Origin of the sequence: Halomonas shengliensis, from assembly GCF_900104135.1 — a bacterium.
In the GTDB taxonomy this organism is placed as follows: Bacteria; Pseudomonadota; Gammaproteobacteria; order Pseudomonadales; family Halomonadaceae; genus Halomonas; species Halomonas shengliensis.
In genome coordinates this window covers 1-16,745 of the sequence record NZ_FNIV01000011.1, presented here as the reverse complement: position 1 = coordinate 16,745, position 16,745 = coordinate 1, and the positions used below count along the sequence as shown (strand labels likewise).

17 protein-coding genes are annotated in these 16,745 nt (G+C 68.9%); 1 reads left to right on the top strand and 16 read right to left on the bottom strand.

Annotated features, from left to right (window positions below; translation table 11 throughout):
• Nucleotides 1-8: 8 nt before the first annotated feature.
• Nucleotides 9-398 (bottom strand): response regulator, encoded by a 390-nt coding sequence (locus BLP95_RS14060; protein ID WP_089680451.1) that lies wholly within the window; start codon nt 396-398, stop codon nt 9-11.
• Nucleotides 395-2,083: a sensor histidine kinase gene (locus tag BLP95_RS14055; protein WP_176760300.1), complete on the bottom strand. Its 1,689-nt coding sequence runs from the start codon at nt 2,081-2,083 to the stop codon at nt 395-397. Before BLP95_RS14055 ends, BLP95_RS14060 begins: the two co-directional genes overlap by 4 nt.
• A gap of 146 nt (nt 2,084-2,229) precedes the next feature.
• On the opposite strand from BLP95_RS14055, the gene BLP95_RS14050 reads away from it, so the two are divergent.
• A complete protein-coding gene (locus tag BLP95_RS14050; RefSeq protein ID WP_089680447.1) occupies nt 2,230-3,165 on the top strand; it encodes a YihY/virulence factor BrkB family protein in 936 nt (311 codons plus the stop codon).
• A 30-nt stretch (nt 3,166-3,195) separates the two neighbouring features.
• On the opposite strand, the gene BLP95_RS14045 is transcribed toward BLP95_RS14050, so the two are convergent.
• The 14 genes from BLP95_RS14045 to urtA form a co-directional block, all read right to left on the bottom strand.
• Nucleotides 3,196-4,617: a phospholipase D family protein gene (locus BLP95_RS14045; protein ID WP_089680445.1), complete on the bottom strand. Its 1,422-nt coding sequence runs from the start codon at nt 4,615-4,617 to the stop codon at nt 3,196-3,198.
• A gap of 155 nt (nt 4,618-4,772) precedes the next feature.
• Nucleotides 4,773-5,006 (bottom strand): hypothetical protein, encoded by a 234-nt coding sequence (locus BLP95_RS14040; protein ID WP_089680443.1) that lies wholly within the window; start codon nt 5,004-5,006, stop codon nt 4,773-4,775.
• A gap of 42 nt (nt 5,007-5,048) precedes the next feature.
• Nucleotides 5,049-5,687, bottom strand: coding sequence for an urease accessory protein UreG (gene ureG / locus BLP95_RS14035; RefSeq protein ID WP_089680441.1), 639 nt, complete (start codon nt 5,685-5,687; stop codon nt 5,049-5,051).
• A gap of 43 nt (nt 5,688-5,730) precedes the next feature.
• On the bottom strand, nt 5,731-6,459 hold the full coding sequence (locus BLP95_RS14030; RefSeq protein WP_089680589.1) for an urease accessory protein UreF: 729 nt from the start codon (nt 6,457-6,459) through the stop codon (nt 5,731-5,733).
• Entirely contained in the window at nt 6,449-6,958 is a 510-nt protein-coding gene (gene ureE / locus BLP95_RS14025; RefSeq protein WP_089680439.1) for an urease accessory protein UreE, read from the bottom strand. Before ureE ends, BLP95_RS14030 begins: the two co-directional genes overlap by 11 nt.
• A gap of 33 nt (nt 6,959-6,991) precedes the next feature.
• On the bottom strand, nt 6,992-8,695 hold the full coding sequence (gene ureC, locus BLP95_RS14020; protein ID WP_089680437.1) for an urease subunit alpha: 1,704 nt from the start codon (nt 8,693-8,695) through the stop codon (nt 6,992-6,994).
• Nucleotides 8,692-9,018 (bottom strand): urease subunit beta, encoded by a 327-nt coding sequence (locus BLP95_RS14015; protein ID WP_089680435.1) that lies wholly within the window; start codon nt 9,016-9,018, stop codon nt 8,692-8,694. The genes ureC and BLP95_RS14015 overlap by 4 nt, the downstream gene beginning before the upstream one ends.
• A 9-nt stretch (nt 9,019-9,027) precedes the next feature.
• Nucleotides 9,028-9,330, bottom strand: a complete 303-nt coding sequence (locus BLP95_RS14010) for an urease subunit gamma (protein WP_089680433.1) — start codon at nt 9,328-9,330, stop codon at nt 9,028-9,030.
• Nucleotides 9,331-9,356: 26 nt separating this feature from the next.
• The gene (locus tag BLP95_RS14005; protein WP_089680431.1) at nt 9,357-10,250 is read right to left on the bottom strand and encodes an urease accessory protein UreD; all 894 of its coding nucleotides are present in this window, start codon (nt 10,248-10,250) and stop codon (nt 9,357-9,359) included.
• Between the two features lie 246 nt (nt 10,251-10,496).
• Nucleotides 10,497-11,195, bottom strand: a complete 699-nt coding sequence (gene urtE, locus BLP95_RS14000; protein ID WP_089680429.1) for an urea ABC transporter ATP-binding subunit UrtE — start codon at nt 11,193-11,195, stop codon at nt 10,497-10,499.
• Entirely contained in the window at nt 11,195-12,040 is an 846-nt protein-coding gene (urtD, locus tag BLP95_RS13995) for an urea ABC transporter ATP-binding protein UrtD (protein WP_089680427.1), read from the bottom strand. The genes urtE and urtD overlap by 1 nt, the downstream gene beginning before the upstream one ends.
• A complete protein-coding gene (gene urtC / locus BLP95_RS13990) occupies nt 12,037-13,191 on the bottom strand; it encodes an urea ABC transporter permease subunit UrtC (protein WP_089680425.1) in 1,155 nt (384 codons plus the stop codon). The genes urtD and urtC overlap by 4 nt, the downstream gene beginning before the upstream one ends.
• A gap of 3 nt (nt 13,192-13,194) precedes the next feature.
• Complete coding sequence (urtB, locus tag BLP95_RS13985; protein WP_425402567.1) at nt 13,195-14,793, bottom strand: urea ABC transporter permease subunit UrtB; 1,599 nt, start codon at nt 14,791-14,793, stop codon at nt 13,195-13,197.
• 77 nt (nt 14,794-14,870) lie between these two features.
• The gene (urtA, locus tag BLP95_RS13980) at nt 14,871-16,193 is read right to left on the bottom strand and encodes an urea ABC transporter substrate-binding protein (protein ID WP_089680421.1); all 1,323 of its coding nucleotides are present in this window, start codon (nt 16,191-16,193) and stop codon (nt 14,871-14,873) included.
• Nucleotides 16,194-16,745 lie beyond the last annotated feature (552 nt).

Genomic DNA, 16,745 nt, shown 5'->3' with positions numbered 1-16,745 from the left:
TCCTTGCATCAACGCCTCCTCATCAAGCGGCGCAGGCGCGCCAGCAGTTCATCCGGTTGAAAGGGCTTGGTCACATAGTCGTCGGCGCCCAGCTCCAGGGCCCGCACCACATCCACCTCGCGGGCCTTGGCGGTGAGCATCACCACCGGCACCGCCTGCCAGGCGGGCCGCCGGCGCAGCTGCTCGATCACTTCCAGGCCGTCATGGTAGGGCAACATCACATCCAGAAGTACCAGGTCGGGCACGCTCTCCTCTTCCAGCGCCGCCAGTGCCTGGCGACCATCCGCCGCATGCCGGACCGAGAAGCCGTGGCGCTCGAGCAGGAAGCGGAGCAGGAAGGCGATATCCTCCTCATCCTCCACCATCAGGATCTTCTGCCGGGGGGCGTGATCGTTCATGGTCTCTCCTCCTTGATCGACGCGAATGGCGGTTGGCAACGGGGCAACCATACATGAAACCGGGTTCCCTCCCCCGGCACGGAGACGAAACCAATCTCGCCCTCCATCAGCTCGACCAGGCGCCGAGTGATGGCTAGGCCAAGCCCGGTGCCGCCGGTGCGGCGACGGTCTGAGCCATCGGCCTGGGCGAAACGCTCGAAGACACGGGACTGGAACGCCAGGGGGATCCCCTGCCCATGATCGATCACCGATACCTCGAGCCCATCACCCCCACCCCGGACGGCGGGGGTCACCGCCAACGTGACCTCCTCGCCAGCCGGCGAGTGCTTGATGGCGTTGGAGAGCAGGTTGGCCATCACCTGGGCGAAGCGCTCGGGATCGACGCTGACGCGATCCTCCGCAGGCAGCGGCGGCGCCAGCACCAGTCCGACCGAGAAACTCTCGGCGAAGGGAGCGTTGTCGGTGATCGCGCGCTGAACAAGGTCGACCAGCGAGACCCGCCGGGGCTGCATGACCAGCTGTCCGGCCTCGAGCTTCTCCATGTCGAGGATGTCATCGATCAGCCGCGACAGTCGCTCGCCGTTGCGTTCTGCCACGGTCACCAGCGAGCGGGCGTCGTCGGCCAGCGTGCCAGCCATGCCCTGGGCCAGCATGCCCAGGGCACCGCGAATCGCCGTCAGGGGGGTGCGCAGCTCGTGGCTGACCGTGGCGACGAACTCGGCCTTGATTCGCTCGATCTGACGCCGCTCGGTCACATCACGGGCGATGGCCAGGTGTTCGCCATCGCGGGTGGGCAACAGGCGCACCTCTAAGGCCGCGGGTGGATCCGCCTGGTGCCAGAGGAAGTCGTGACGCCCCACCACTCCCTGGGGAGTGCCGAGATGCTCGAGCAGCGTTTCGCGAAGGGACGGGGATACCTCGCCGTCGTCGCCCAGGCGCGTCACCTGCCGGTCGGCAGTGATCCGGTAGAGGTCATCGGGGACCGCCTCGAGGATCGCCTCGAGGCGCGCCTCGCGGTGCTCCGCTTCCTCGAGCAGCCGCCGGCGCAGCGTCAACGCATGGCGGATCGTCGAGTAGGCAGCCAACGCCAGCAGGGCCACCATCAGGGCTCCCAGCAGGCCCTGATGCCTGGCACGCTCGGCCTGGGCGGCTGCCTCCCCCGTGTCGCGGGCGAGACCCCGGCGCTCCTGCGCCTCCTGCGCCTGGAGCAGCTCGCGGATGGCGTCCATGGTCTGTCGCCCCCCAGCCGCCAGGAGCCTCAGCGCCGCGGCCTCGAGCCCGTCGCTCTCGCGCACCGCGATGTTGGTCTCGGCGATGGACAGGCGCTGCTCGATCAGCGCATCGAGCCGCGCCAGGGTCGACTCGATATCATCACTGCGGCGCTCGGCCAGCAGGTGACCCAACCTCTCACGTTCGGCGGCAAGGCGCGCTCGCGCCTCACGATAGGGCAGCAAGTAGTTGGGCCGACCGGTGATGACGAAGCCCCGCTCGCCCGTCTCCACGTCGAGCAGGGTGGTCTGCATCTCCTGGAGCGAGGTCACCAGCTCGAGGCCGGTCTGGACGGAGGCATTGGCATCCAGCAGCGACTGCTGCACCCGGGCGGCCTGCCAGCCCATGCCCAGCAGCAGCAGGCAAGCCAGGAAGGTGGCCAGGGAGTGCAGGGTCAGCGCGGAGGGTCGTGCCAAGGTGTGCTCGCGAATCGGATGAGGTCGACGGACAGCATAATGCACCCTCGCCGGGGTCACGAGCCCTGAGGCTAAACGTCCACTGCGTTGACGCGAGTCGCGGCCACCGGCGTATGATGCCCCAACGCCCATGGAAGGCCAGGCCGATGACCTCTCCCAGCCCACAGCGCCGCTCGCTGCTCCTCGCCGTGACCCTGCTGCCGCGCATCGGCCGCTTCCTGTGGCGGGTGCTCGTCGCCTTCCTGCGAAACCGCGGCATCCTGCTGGCCGGCGGCGTGGGCTACAACATCCTGCTCTCCATCGTACCGCTGTTCGCCCTGCTGGTGGTGCTGCTGGCCGGGGTGGTCGACGAGGCCCACCTGCTGGAGGTGCTCTCGGTCCAGGCCCGCCACCTGGCGCCGGCCCACGCCGAGGTGCTGCTGGAGGCGGTGCGCACCCTGCTCGACTCCCGGGAGGTGATCGGGCTTCTCGGCTTCCCGGTGCTGCTGCTGTTCAGCTCCTTCGCGTTTCGCATGCTTGAGGACGCCCTGGCGATCATCTTCCACGCCCCGGATGCCCCCCACCAGGGGCGCAGCCTGTGGGTCTCGGTGCTGCTGCCCTACGCCTTCATGCTAGTGCTGGGCGCGGGCCTGCTGGCACTGACCCTGCTGGTCAGCCTGGTCAGCGGGCTCAATGCCCTGACGCTGGCCCTCACCGGACGCGACCTGCCCCTGGCGGGGCTCTCCGAGCCGCTGCTCAACCTCACCAGCTTCGCCGGTGTCTTCCTGCTCTTCAGCGCCATCTACAAGGTGCTGCCGGTGGTGCGGGTCGCGCTGCGCCGGGCCATCGTCGGCGGCCTGGTGGCGGCGCTGTTGTGGGAGGGGGTACGCCTGCTGCTGGTCTACTACTTCGCCAACCTCTCCTTCGTCAACGCCGTCTACGGCTCCCTGGCGACCCTGATCGTGGTGCTGCTGAGCCTGGAGGTGGGGGCCATCATCCTGCTGCTGGGCGCCCAGGTGATCGCCGAGCTGGAGCGCAACGCCCGCCTCGGCCTGCCCTGGCACCTCGACCCCCGGCGCCAGGCCGTGACCCACGTCGATTGACTCCCTCGTAAGGTCGAGCGCCTTCCGCGGTCAGAACGTCGACAGCCCCGTCGTCTCCATCAGCCGGTAGCGCCAGCGCTGCCACAGCGAGGTATCGTCGAAGGCCGCGAAGGGCTCGCTGGTGGTGCGCTCGGGCGTGCTCGTCCAGCGCGACTCGAAGAAGCGCGCGGCCTCGCGCAGCGCCGGCAGGGTTGCCGGCCCCGCCAGGCGCACGCTGGTCTCCAGGTTGAGGTCATCGAGGTTGCGCCGGGTGAAGTTGGCCGAGCCGAGGATCAGCTCCGCGTCGCCGCCGTCGGCCGGGCGGCGCAGCAGCAGCTTGCTGTGGCACTGCTCGCCCTTCGTCACGCACCAGCGCACCTCGAGGCCGGCCTCGACCAGCTCCCGTGCCACCGGGCGATTGGGGATGCCGCCCTTCTCGATGCCGAAGGCGTCGCGGTTGGGGTCGAGCAGCACCCTTACCCGCACCCCGCGCGCGGCGGCCCGCTTGAGCGCCGTAACCACCCCGCGGTGGGCGAGGTAGAAGACCGCCAGGTCCAGGCGCTCCCCCGCCGTGGCGGCCTCGATGGCACGGATCAGGGCGTCGCGGATCGCCCCCTCGGTGAGCAGCTGCAGGCGGCCGTCATCGGGGGCCGCCGCGGAGGCGGGCGCCTCGGGGCCGGGCAGCGCCACACCGGACCAGGCCGCCACCGGCCGCTCGCTGGCCAGCAGGTCCAGCGCCGCCGCGCCCCCGAAGCGCAGCGCCACATTGCCGTGGCGGCTGCTGGCGTCATGGGGGTTGGCCGAGGTGACGAGGCCCGCCCAGCCATCGCCCTGGTCCACCACCAGGGTCTTGCGATGGTTGGCGTTGAAGTTGAGCAGTGCCAGGTAGCTGCGCAGCGGGACCCGCCCCGGTCCCAGGGCGTTGGGCAGCCAGCCGCCGTCGGGGTCGTTGCCGAGCCAGCGCGGCCCCAGGTGCCAGAGCCCGGACCAGAGCGGGTTCGAGGCGCGCAGGCGGGTCAGGTCGGTCTCCACCACCGTGATCCCTGCCTCGCGCAGGCGGGCGAAGTGGTCGAGCGCAAGGCCCCCATAGAGGGTATTGAGGGGGTCGCTGATCACCACCGCCGCGAGCCCGGGGTGGCGACGCTTCTGCTCGACCAGGGCAGCGGTCAGCTCCTCGGAGAGCGGGCGGAAGCCGTCGCCCTCGGCGCTGCCGGCGAAGTCGTTGTAGAGAAACATGTCCGCCACCACCAGGCGCCGCGCCTGGGCGATCATGGCGAGCATCTCGTCGAAGATCGCCTGCTGCTGGTGGCGCTTCCCCTCGGCGTCGTACCAGGTCTGGTCGGCCAGGAAACGCGCCTCCACCGCGGGACGCTCGGGGAAGGCCACCCCGATGCCCTCGGGCAGCGGCTTGAGGCGCTGCCAGGCCCCCATGGCGACCCAGGCCAGCAGCAGCGTCACGATCCATGACCACATCCGTCGTCTCCCCTGCCCGCTTCGTCCCATGCGGCTCCACTCCCTGCCGTGAACGGTCGCCGTGATGCGTGGCGATGAAGGGCCAGCATAGCGCCTGGCGAGGCGAGAAGCAGCGCGCCCGGCCGAGGCCGGGCGCGAGGGGGCCTGCCAGGACGCTAGCCGCGCGATCGCGCCAGACGTCGGCGGCGCAGGAGCAGGCGCACCGCGACGGCAGCCCCCGCCGTTCCCACCAGAAGGATGGCGATGAACGCCAGCAGCGCCGGGCTGCCGGTATGGGCATGCACCGCGGGGGCATCGTGGCCGGAGTGGGCCAGCGCCGGTGCGGTGGCGCCCACGGCGAGCGCCCCGAGGACGAGAAGGCGCAGCGAACGGATGAGACGAAGGGACATGGTGAGGCTCCTGATGGTCGTGGGAGGGTGGCGAGCGCTGCCTCAGGCCGAGACAGCGGTCGCCTGTGGCCGCCGCTCCGGCAGCATGCCGCGGTCGAGGATGAACGCGATGATCGTCTCCAGGCCCACGCCGTCGTAAAGGTTGGTAAAGACGAAGGGCCGCTCGCCGCGCATCTTGCGGGAATCACGCTCCATCACCTCCAGCGAGGCGTGGACCTGCTCGGCGATATCGATCTTGTTGATGATCAGCAGATCCGACTTGGTGATCCCCGGCCCACCCTTGCGGGGGATCTTGTCGCCGGCGGAGACATCGATCACGTAGAGGGTGAGGTCGGAGAGCTCGGGACTGAAGGTGGCCGAGAGGTTGTCGCCGCCGGACTCCACCAGCACCAGCTCCAGGCCAGGGTGACGCGCCTGGAGTTCGTCGATGGCGGCGAGGTTCATGGAGGCGTCCTCGCGGATCGCCGTGTGCGGGCAGCCGCCAGTCTCCACGCCGAGGATGCGATCGGCGGCGAGCGCCTCATGGCGCAGCAGGAAGTCGGCGTCCTCGCGGGTGTAGATATCGTTGGTCACCACGGCGATATCGTAGTGGTCGCGCAGGGCCCGGCAGAGCTGCTTGAGCAGCGCCGTCTTGCCGGAGCCCACCGGGCCGCCGACGCCAACACGCAGGCAATGGGTCATGTCGTTTCTCCTTTTGCACTCTGTCGTCGTTATCCTGACGGCACTAGCTTCTGAACAGTCGCGAATACTGGGTCTCGTGCAGGGCGCTGGCCAGCGCCAGGCCGGGCAGCGCCGGGCCGAGCGCGTCATCGGGCAGGGCCAGGGCCTCGTCCACCGCGGCCACCAGTGCCGGACGCAGCCGCTCGACCAGGCGCTGGGCGGCGGTATGCCCCAGCGGCAGCGCCTTGCAGGCCACGGCCAGCTGGTTCTCCAGCCAGGCCCAGGCGAAGCCGAGCAGCGCCGGGCGCAGCGGCACGCCGCGCACCCGGGCCGCCCAGGCGAACAGCGTGACGTAGCCGGCCCCCGCCGGCAGCGCCGGCAGCGCCGGCTCGCCCTCGGGAAGGTCGGCCGGCAGCAGCGCAAGGCTGCCCAGCAGGCGGGCAAGCGCGGCGCCCAGGCGCGCATCCTCGGCGGCGAGCTCCGCGGTCTCGCGGTTGGCGGCGAGCCAGGCGTCCCAGGCGGCGATCGCCGCGCCATCGCCCTCCGACCAGGCGGCATGCAGGCGGGCCAGCGCCGGCAGCTCGCAGCGGGTCAGGCCATCCTCGAGCACGCCTTCCAGCCAGTCGCCCAGGCTCGCCTCGTCGTTCACCCAGCCCAGTTCGAAGGCGCTCTCCAGCCCCTGGGAGAAGGCGAAGGCACCGATGGGCAGCGCCGGGCTGACCAGCTGCAGCAACCCCAGCAGGGCCAGATCGTCGCCCTGACCCGTCGGCGTCATGGCCGCCTCAGTGGGCATGGGAATGGCCATGGTCGTGATCGTGGTAATGAGCGTCGTGGCCATGAGCGTGCCCACCGAGCTGCTGGTAGGCGCCGGGCTCCGGATCGAAGGGGGCCTGGTGGCGCTCCAGCCGTGCGCCGAGCCGTTCGGCCAGCGCCTCCAGCACATGGTCCGGCGGGAAGCGCACGAACCCGCCCTGCTCGTCCTCGCCCAGTGCCAGCTGCACGTGGCGGTTGCCCAGGTGGTAGGCGAGGCGCGCCAGGGGCAGCCCGGCCGTGATGCGGGCGGTGACCACCGGCTCCGCGGCGGCGCGGATGCGCACCACCTCGCCGCTCGGGGCGCGCAGCCCCTCGCCGTCGCGCAGCACCGGGCCGCGGTCGAGGAAGAGGCCGAGGTCGCGGCCGGCGTCGCTTTCCGCCTTCATGCGGCCCAGCACGCGCCGCTCGAAGGGCAGCGTCAGGGTGTCGATGGCCCGTTCGGCCGCGATGGGGCCCAGGCGTTCGGTCAGTTTCAGCATTGGCAGCGTCTCCAGGAGGTTGTCGCCCACGACTCAGAACAGGTGGTAGCGCTGGGCCAGGGGCAACTCGGTGGCGGGCTCGCAGGTCAGAAGCTCCCCGTCGCAGCGCACCTCGTAGGTCTGGGGGTCCACCGAGAGTTCGGGGCAGGCGTCGTTGAGCTTCATATCGCGCTTCCTGACCTGCCTGACATCGCGGCAGGCGCTGAGCGGGCTGCGCAACGCCAGCCGCTCCCCGATGCCCGCCGCCAGCGCCGCCTGGCTGACGAAGGTCAGGCGGGTCTGGCTTACGGCGCGCCCGAAGGCGCCGAACATCGGCCGGTAGTGCACCGGCTGCGGCGTGGGAATCGAGGCGTTGGGGTCGCCCATGGGCGCCGCGGCGATCATCCCGCCCTTGAGGATCAGCGCCGGCTTGGTGCCGAAGAAGGCCGGCTTCCAGAGCACCAGGTCGGCGAGCTTGCCGACCTCGATGGAGCCCACCTCGTGGCCGATGCCGTGGGTGATGGCGGGGTTGATGGTGACCTTGGCGATGTAGCGCCGGGCCCGGTGGTTGTCGGCGCCGAGCGCCTCGTCCTCGGGCAGCAGGCCCCGCTGCACCTTCATCTTGTGGGCGGTCTGCCAGGTGCGGCAGATCACCTCGCCGACGCGGCCCATGGCCTGGGAGTCCGAGGCGATCATCGAGATCACGCCGAGGTCCTGGAGGATGTCCTCGGCGGCGATGGTCTCGCGGCGGATGCGCGAGTCGGCGAAGGCCACGTCCTCGGGGATGTTGGGATCCAGGTGGTGGCACACCATCAGCATGTCCAGGTGCTCGTCGATGGTGTTGACGGTGTAGGGGCGCGTCGGGTTGGTGGAGGACGGCAGCACATAGGGCTTCGAGCAGGCGGTGAGGATATCCGGTGCGTGGCCGCCCCCGGCGCCCTCGGTGTGGTAGGTGTGGATGCAGCGCTCCTTGAAGGCCGCCAGGGTGTCCTCCACGAAGCCCGACTCGTTCAGGGTGTCGGTGTGGATGGCGATCTGCACGTCGTAGCGCTCGGCCACGGCAAGGCAGTTGTCGATGGAGGCCGGGGTGGTGCCCCAGTCCTCGTGGAGCTTGAGGCCCATGGCGCCGGCCTCGAGCTGCGCCTCGAGCGCCTCGGGCAGGCTGGCGTTGCCCTTGCCGAGGAAACCGATGTTCATCGGTAGGTCATCCACCGCCTGCAGCATCCTGCCCAGGTGCCAGGCCCCCGGGGTGCAGGTAGTGGCGTTGGAGCCGGTGGCCGGCCCGGTGCCGCCGCCCAGCATGGTGGTGATGCCGCTCATCAGCGCCTCCTCCACCTGCTGGGGGCAGATGAAGTGGATATGGGCATCGATGCCGCCGGCGGTCAAGATCTTGCCCTCGCCGGCGATCACCTCGGTGCCCGGGCCGATGACGATCTCCACCCCCGGCTGGGTGTCGGGGTTACCCGCCTTGCCGATGGCGGCGATCCGCCCGGCCTGGATGCCCACATCCGCCTTAACGATGCCCCACCAGTCGAGGATCAGGGCGTTGGTGATCACAGTGTCCATCACACCGTCGTCGTGGCGCTGGCTCTGCCCCATGCCGTCGCGGATCACCTTGCCGCCGCCGAACTTCACCTCCTCGCCGTAGCGGGTGGCGTCGCGCTCCACCTCGATCCACAACGCGGTGTCGCCGAGGCGCACCCGGTCGCCCGTCGTGGGGCCGTACATGTCGGCATAGGCCTGGCGGCTGATCTTCATGACGCGTCTCCCTGGTCATCCAGCGCGCCCATGACGGCGCCGCGAAAGCCATAGATGTGCCGCCGTCCGACATAGGGGATCAGCGTCACCTCGCGGGTCTGGCCCGGCTCGAAGCGGATCGCCGTGCCGGCGGCCACGTCGAGGCGATGGCCAAGCGCCTTGGCGCGGTCGAAGGTGAGCGCCGGGTTGGCCTCGGCGAAGTGGTAGTGGGAGCCGACCTGGATGGGGCGGTCGCCGGTATTGGCGACCTCGAGCGTGATCCGTTGACGTCCCTCGCAGAGCGAAATCTCGCCCTCCTGCAACTGATACTCACCGGGAATCATGGGGCTCTCCTAGACGATGGGGGTGTGAACGGTGACCAGCTTGGTGCCATCGGGAAAGGTGGCCTCCACCTGCACCTCCTCGACCATCTCGGCCACCCCCTCCATGACATCATCTCGGGACAGGATCTCGCGGCCGAAGCTCATCAGGTCGGCGACGCTGCGACCGTCCCGGGCGCCTTCGAGGATCTCGAAGCTGATCAGGGCGACCGCCTCCGGGTAGTTGAGCTTCAGGCCGCGCGCACGGCGTCGCTCGGCCAGCTGGGCCGCCGCGAAGAGCAGCAGCTTGTCCTTGTCTCTGGGGGTCAGTTCCATGTCGGGCCTCCGCGGGAAGTGGGGGATCAGGTGCGCCAGATGCGCGGCGGATGCGCCTCGCGGCCCAGCAGGCGGGGGCGCAGCACCCGCCAGGCGGCCTCACAGAGCGCCCAGGCCTCGCAACACTCCTGGCCCAGATAGCGCAGCAGCAGCACGCCATGGCGCACGGTGACCGCCCAGCGGGGCGAGGCGCCGAGCCCCTCGCGCAGGGCCTCGACGGCCCCGGCCTCATCATTCAGGCCCACCGCCCACAGGGTGGCCTGCACGCTGGCACCGCCCTGCCCCCAGCGCCCCCGGAAGCGCGGGTGAGCCGGGTCCAGCGGCTGGCGCTCGAGCCACAGCGGCCTGCCGTACCGGGTCAGGCGGAAACGCTGCTCGATGCACCCCGTGGAGAAGGGCAGCGAGCTCGCGGGCCGGCCCAGGGCCATCACCTCCCACCCCAGGCAGCGGGCATCGCCGTCGAGGGCTATCTCGGTGGACTGCGCGCCACGTGAGCCATCGAAGGCGAGGGTCTCCTGGGGCAGCCACTCCAGCTCCCCGCCGTCGGCGACCACCAGTCGCGTGTGCTGCCGCCAGGCCACCGCATGGCTATCGGCGCGGTAGAGCTTGTTGGCGGCGGGCGTCGTGAGCAGCGCACGAGCCCCGCCCTGGACGCCGACCTCGATGTTCAAGGCATCGCCGCTGACCAGGCCGCCGGGCGGATGGAGCAGATAGACATGGCAGACGCCGTCGCGGCCTTCAGGGTGAAAGGGGCGCTGGACGCGCAACGGGCCACGGTGACGGCAGGGGGTCAGGCGGGTGACCCCGTCACGGGGCTCGAAGCCGAGCTCGAGAGAGGCCGCCCAGTGGCGATCCGCATCGAAGCGATGGCCGGAGTCGGCCGGCGGCATGGTAGTCAAGGAGGTCGCGAAGGCGGTCATGGGCAGCTCTCGGCCGGGCATCTCTGCCCAGCAATACAGCAAGGGATGTACCAGAAAGGGGAATGAGAGAATTAGTTATTGAAATTCATCCACTTGAAGAAACTCACCGGCCACCGTAAACGCCCCTCCCCGTCCTCTTGAGGTGCAGCCGCCATACCTCGACGCCCCCTTCGGGTGCAGCCGCTCGGGCCAACGGCCCAAAAAGGCGCAGATACCCTTGCTCCTTGCTCCTCGCAAGAAGGGCGCCTATACCGTCAGGTGTTCACGGATAAGGGCATCGGAGAGCTCACCGATCGCCCCGCCGGCGACCGGTCGACCGCGGTCCAGGATCGCGAAGCGGTCGGCATAGCGGCGGGCGAAGGGCAGCTTCTGCTCCACCAGCAGCACGCTGAGGCCATCCTCGGCGATCAGCCGACGGATCACCTCGCCGATCTGGGCCACGATGTTGGGCTGGATCCCCTCCCCCGGCTCATCGAGTATCAGCAGGCGCGGTTCCAGCACCAGGGCGCGGCCGATGGCCAGCTGCTGCTGCTGCCCGCCGGAGAGGTCACCGCCACGACGCTGCTTCATCTCCTCGAGCACCGGGAATAGCTCATAGATGCGCTCGGGGATGCGCTTCAGGCCATCGCCTCGGGCGGCGAGCCCCGTGCGCAGGTTCTCCTCCACGCTGAGCAGCGGGAAGATCTGCCGTCCCTGGGGCACGTAGCCGATACCCAGCCGCGAACGATCCTCCACCCGGCGGCGGGTCAACTCCACCTCGCCGGCATAGCGGATGCTGCCCGAGGCCACGGCGACCTCCCCCATGATCGCCTTCATCAAGGTAGTCTTGCCCACCCCGTTGCGGCCCATCACGCAGGTGCACTGCCCCGCCGGCACCTCGAGGTTCAGGTCCCAGAGGGTATGGCTCTCGCCGTAGAACTGGTTGAGCGAGTCGATGGTCAGCATCAGGCGGCCTCCTCGTCTGGGTCGACGCCCAGATAGACCTCGACCACCCGCGGATCACCGGAGACCTGGTCCATGCTGCCCTCGGCAAGCACGCTGCCCTGGTGCAGCACCGTCACCGTGCGGGCGATGGAGCGCACGAAGCCCATGTCGTGCTCCACCACCACCACCGACTGCTTGCCCTTGCCGGCGAGGCCGGTGAGCAGCTCGGCGGTGCGCTCCATCTCCTGCTCGGTCATGCCCGCCACCGGCTCGTCCACCAGCAGCAGCCGCGGCCGTTGCATCAGCAGCATGCCGATCTCCAGCCACTGCTTCTGGCCGTGGGAGAGGATGCCCGCCGGACGCTGGCGCAGCTCGGAGAGGCCGATAGTGGCGAGCACCTCATCGATGCGATCGCGGAACTCCCCGGTCAGTCGCGCGGTGAGCGTGGGCAGGATGCGCTTGTCGGCCGCCATGGCCAGCTCAAGGTTCTCGAACACCGTCAGCGCCTCGAAGACGGTGGGCTTCTGGAACTTGCGGCCGATGCCGAGGCTGGCGATCTGGGGCTCGTTCATGGCCAGCAGGTCGTGCCGGCTGCCAAACCACACCGAGCCACGGTCGGGACGCGTCTTGCCGGTAATGATGTCCATCATGGTGGTCTTGCCCGCGCCGTTGGGGCCGATGATGCAGCGCAGCTCACCGTCGTCGATGGTCAGGTTCAGCTCATCGATGGCCTTGAAACCGTCGAAGCTGACGGTGACATCTTCCAGATAGAGGATCGGGCCGTGACGAACATCCACCGGCGAGGTGGCGGGGACCAGGAAGTCGAAGACGCGATCACGATCGGCCAGGGAATGCAGCAAGTTCATGTGGAGGCCTCCCGGTGAGGTGATGACGGGTCGGCGGGCTCGCGCTGGAGGCGCCGTGGTGTCAGGCGGTAGGCGAGCAGGCCGGAGATGCCCTTGGGCAGCAGCACCGTGACCAGCACGAAGAGGCCACCCAGGGCGAACAGCCAGGCATCGGGCATCACGCCGGTGAAGACCGTCTTGGCATAGTTGACCAGTATCGCCCCGATGACCGCCCCGTAGAGGGTGGCGCGCCCGCCCAGAGCGACCCAGAGCACGATCTCGATGGAGAAGATCGGCGAGAACTCGCCGGGGTTGATGATGCCCACCTGGGGCACGTAGAGCGCCCCGGCGACGCCGGCGAGCATCGCCGAAACCACGAAGACGAACAGCTGGAAGCGCTCGACGCGGTAGCCGAGGAAGCGGGTGCGGGCCTCGGCGTCGCGGGTGGCCACGCAGACCCGGCCGAGCTTGCTGGCGACGATGGCCCGGCACAGCACATACCCCAGCGCCAGGGCGATGCCGGTGGCCAGGAAGAGCCCGAGACGGGTGGCATCGCTTCTCAGGTCGAAGCCCAGCAGCTCCTTGAAGTCCGTCAGGCCGTTGTTGCCCCCGAAGCCCATCTCGTTGCGGAAGAAGGCCAGCATCAGGGCAAAGGTCAGCGCCTGGGTGATGATCGACAGGTAGACCCCGGTGACCCGCGAACGGAACGCCAGGAAACCGAACACCAGGGCCAGCAGGCCCGGCGCCAGCAGCACCATCACGAAGGCGAACCAGGCCATGTCGAAGCCCAGCCAGTACCAGGGCAGGCTGTCCCAGTCCAGGAACACCATGAAGTCAGGCAGCACGGGATCGCCGTAAGTGCCCCGGTCGCCGATCTGGCGCATCAGGTACATCCCCATGGCATAGCCGCCCAGGGCGAAGAAGGCACCGTGCCCCAGGCTCAGGATGCCCAGGTAGCCCCACACCAGGTCGACGGCCACCGCCAGCAGGGCGTAGCTCAGGTACTTGCCGAGCAGGGTCACGGTGTAGGTCGAGATGTGCAGCGGATGCCCTGCCGGCAGCGCCAGGTTAAGCAGCGTCACCGTCGCCAGGGCGGCCAGCAGGATGCCCAGGAAGAGCTGTGTGGCACGTTCACGAAAGGGTCTTGCCAGCCACGCTGTGGACGAATGCATGGATCAGCCCTCCGCCGCCCGGCCCTTCTGCGGAAAGAGTCCGCGGGGGCGCTTCTGGATGAACAGGATGATGAAGACGAGCACCAGGATCTTGGCCAGCACGGCGCCCGCCCAGGGCTCGAGGACCTGGTTGATCACGCCCAGCGACAGGCCGGCCACCAGGGTGCCCCACAGGTTCCCGACGCCGCCGAAGACCACCACCATGAAGGAGTCGATGATGTAGTTCTGGCCGAGGTTGGGTCCCACGTTGGTGAGCTGGGAGAGCGCCACGCCGGCGAGCCCCGCCACCCCCGACCCCAGGGCGAAGGTCATGATGTCCACGCGGGTCGCCCGGATGCCCATGGAACGTGCCATGGCACGGTTCTGGGTCACCGCCCGCACCTCGAGGCCCAGGCGGGTTCGCCGCATCACCAGCATCAGGCCGGCGAACACCACCAGCGCGAAGCCCAGCACGTAAAGACGATTGAGGGTCAGCGAGAGCCCCTCGTTGATCATGATGGAGCCGCTCATCCACTCCGGAGTGACCACGGTACGGTTCAGCGGCGAGATCAGGGTGCGCACCAGCTGCTGGAGGATCAGGCTGACACCGAAGGTCGCCAGCAGGGTCTCCAGCGGACGTCCCTTGAGGAACTGGATGACGCCGCGTTCGATGGCGATGCCGGCCAGCGCGGCCACCAGGAAGCCCGCGGGGATCGACAGCACCAGCGCCAGCCCCGGCTGGCCGGGCAGCAGCTGCTGCATGGCCCAGGTGGTGTAGGCCCCGAGCATGATCAGCTCGCCATGGGCCATGTTGATCACGCCCATGACGCCGAAGGTGATGGCCAGGCCGATGGCCGCCAGCACCAGCACCGACCCCAGCGACAGGCCGAAGTAGAGGGTCTCGAGCCCCCGGTTGAGTTTCATCTTCTGCTCGATATCGGCCAGGGCCATGCTGGCGGCCTCAGCCAGCGCCGGATCACCGCTGCGCGCGGCGGAGTTGAGGGCGGCCCTGACCCGACTGTTGAGGCTGCCCTGCAGATCGGCCACCGCGGCGACATCCCCCACTTCCAGGCGATGGATCGCCAGTGCCTGCTGAAGCAGGCGGCGCACCTCGGCATCTTGCTCGGCACGGATGACCGCCTCGAGTGGCTCGGCGAGGCTGGCATCGACGTCGCCGAGGAGCTCGCGGGCCGCCTGACGGCGTTCGCTGACCCCATCGGCCTGCAGGTCGAGCACCGCCAGCGCGCCCTGCAGCTGCCCGCGCAGGGCGTTGTTGATGCCGAGCCGGTCGAGGTCGCGCCGCGACATCTCGCCGAGGGCCTCGCCGGTCAGGGCATCGGCCACCGGCCAGTCGCGGCCGCGGTTCTCGAGCACCATCACGAAGCGCCCCGTGTCCTTGTGGCGATGCAGCTTGCCGCCCAGCAGCGCCTCCAGCCAGCCCCGGCTGCGCGCGTCGCCGCTGTCGATGATGGCCTCGATGGCCTCGCCCATCCGGGCATAGGAGGCGGCATCGAGGGGCTCGAGGAGGGCCTGGCCGGGGTCATCCTGGGCGCTGGCCGACAGCGGCAGCCAGACCAGCAGGCACAGGGCCAGCAGCCGACCGAGGCAGGGGGGAATCGTCATGGGCATGTCCTGAGAAGGTTCGTCGAGTGGTGTGTCACGGCCACCGGGCCGGGGGACGACCCGGTGGCAATCGCCTCCTATTCGGCGGAGGCGACCTCTTCCTGGGCCTCGCTGCCCCCGCAGCTCCCCTTGACGACGTTGTAGTTGCCGCATTCCATGGGCTTGCGCCAGTCACTGATCAGGTCGCGGGAGCCCTCCAGGTAGTCCGACCAAGCGTCGCCGGCCACCGTGGAGGGGGTCTCCCAGACGATGGAGAACTGCCCGTTGTCCTGGATCTCGCCGATCAGCACCGGCTTGGTGATGTGGTGGTTGGGCATCATCGCCGCATAGCCACCGGAGAGGTTGGGGACGCTGACCCCGATGATGGCCTCCTTGACCGCGTCGACCTCGGTGGTGCCGGCCTTGCGCACGGCCTCGGTCCACATGTTGAAGCCGATGTAGTGGGCCTCCATGGGGTCGTTGGTCACCGCCATCTCGTCGCCGGTATAGTCGATCCAGGCGTCGATGAAGTCGTAGTTGGCGTCGGTGTCGACGCTCATGAAGTAGTTCCAGGCCGCCAGGTGCCCGACCAGGGGCGCGGTGTCGATGCCGGTCAGCTCCTGCTCGCCCACCGAGAAGGCCACCACCGGGATATCGGCGGCATCGATGCCCTGGTTGCCGAGCTCGCGGTAGAAAGGCACGTTGGCGTCGCCGTTGATCGTCGAGACCACCGCGGTCTTCTTGCCCTCGCTGCCGAAGGCCTTGATCTCGGAGACGATGTTCTGCCAATCGGAGTGACCGAAGGGGGTGTAGTTGACCAAGATGTCGTCGGCGGCGACGCCGAAGGACTTGAGGTAGGCCTCGAGGATCTTGTTGGTGGTACGCGGGTAGACGTAATCGGTCCCGGCCAGCACCCAGCGCTCCACGCCGACGTTGTTCATCAGGTAGTCGACCGCGGGGATCGCCTGCTGGTTGGGGGCCGCCCCGGTATAGAAGACGTTCTCGGAGGACTCCTCGCCCTCGTACTGCACCGGATAGAAGAGCAGACCGTTGAGCTCCTCGACCACCGGCAGCACCGACTTGCGCGATACCGAAGTCCAGTTGCCGAAGATGACGTCGACCTCCTCCTGGGCCAGCAGTTCGCGCGCCTTCTCGGCGAACAGCGGCCAGTCCGAGGCCGGGTCCACCACCACGGCTTCAAGCTCGCGGCCGAGCAGCCCGCCCTCGGCGTTCTGCTGTTCGACCAGCATCTCCACGGTGTCCTTGAGCACCGTCTCGCTGATCGCCATGGTGCCGGAGAGGGAGTGCAGGATGCCGACCCTGATGGGGTCTTCCTGGGCCAGGGCGGAGGATGCCACGGTGGCGCCGAGCAGCGGTACGGCCAGCCAGCGGGAGGTGCGGGTCACGGATGACGGGATCATGGGATCTCCTTGCGATCGATGTTGTTGTCGATTGGTTCCAGCGAGAGGCCATCGCAGGATGTCTCGCGCTGTTATCGCAAGGAATGTGCCACACCGGCACGAGGGTGATTTTCCTTTTACAATTCAGTCATTTGTACCTTGCCCCCGGAAGCAGGCGGGCATCGACAGGCGATATCCTGGTGCAAGGGAACACCAGGCTGCCCCAGGATCGTCCCTGGCCCTGGTGCAGCGCACCGTGTTGACACAGCACGGCCGGAGACCAAGAAGATCGGGTAGGGTCCGGGGTCACCCCCGGAGCCCTCCCACACCACCGGGCATACGGTTCCGTACCACGGCGGTTCACGAAGAACGGCTAAGCCCTCTTACCGTATCCAGCACCGAGATTAACCCACGCTGAGCGAACCAGCGGTTGGGCAAGGCGTGGCGCAGGTGCAGCGCACCCGCATTCCACCAAGGGCCTCGCCCGTTTACCGATGATTTCCAGGCGCGCTGTGGATCTAGGCCCAGCGCCAGGAGCTTACGACACCGGGTTCGCGGACGTTTCCATTGCCG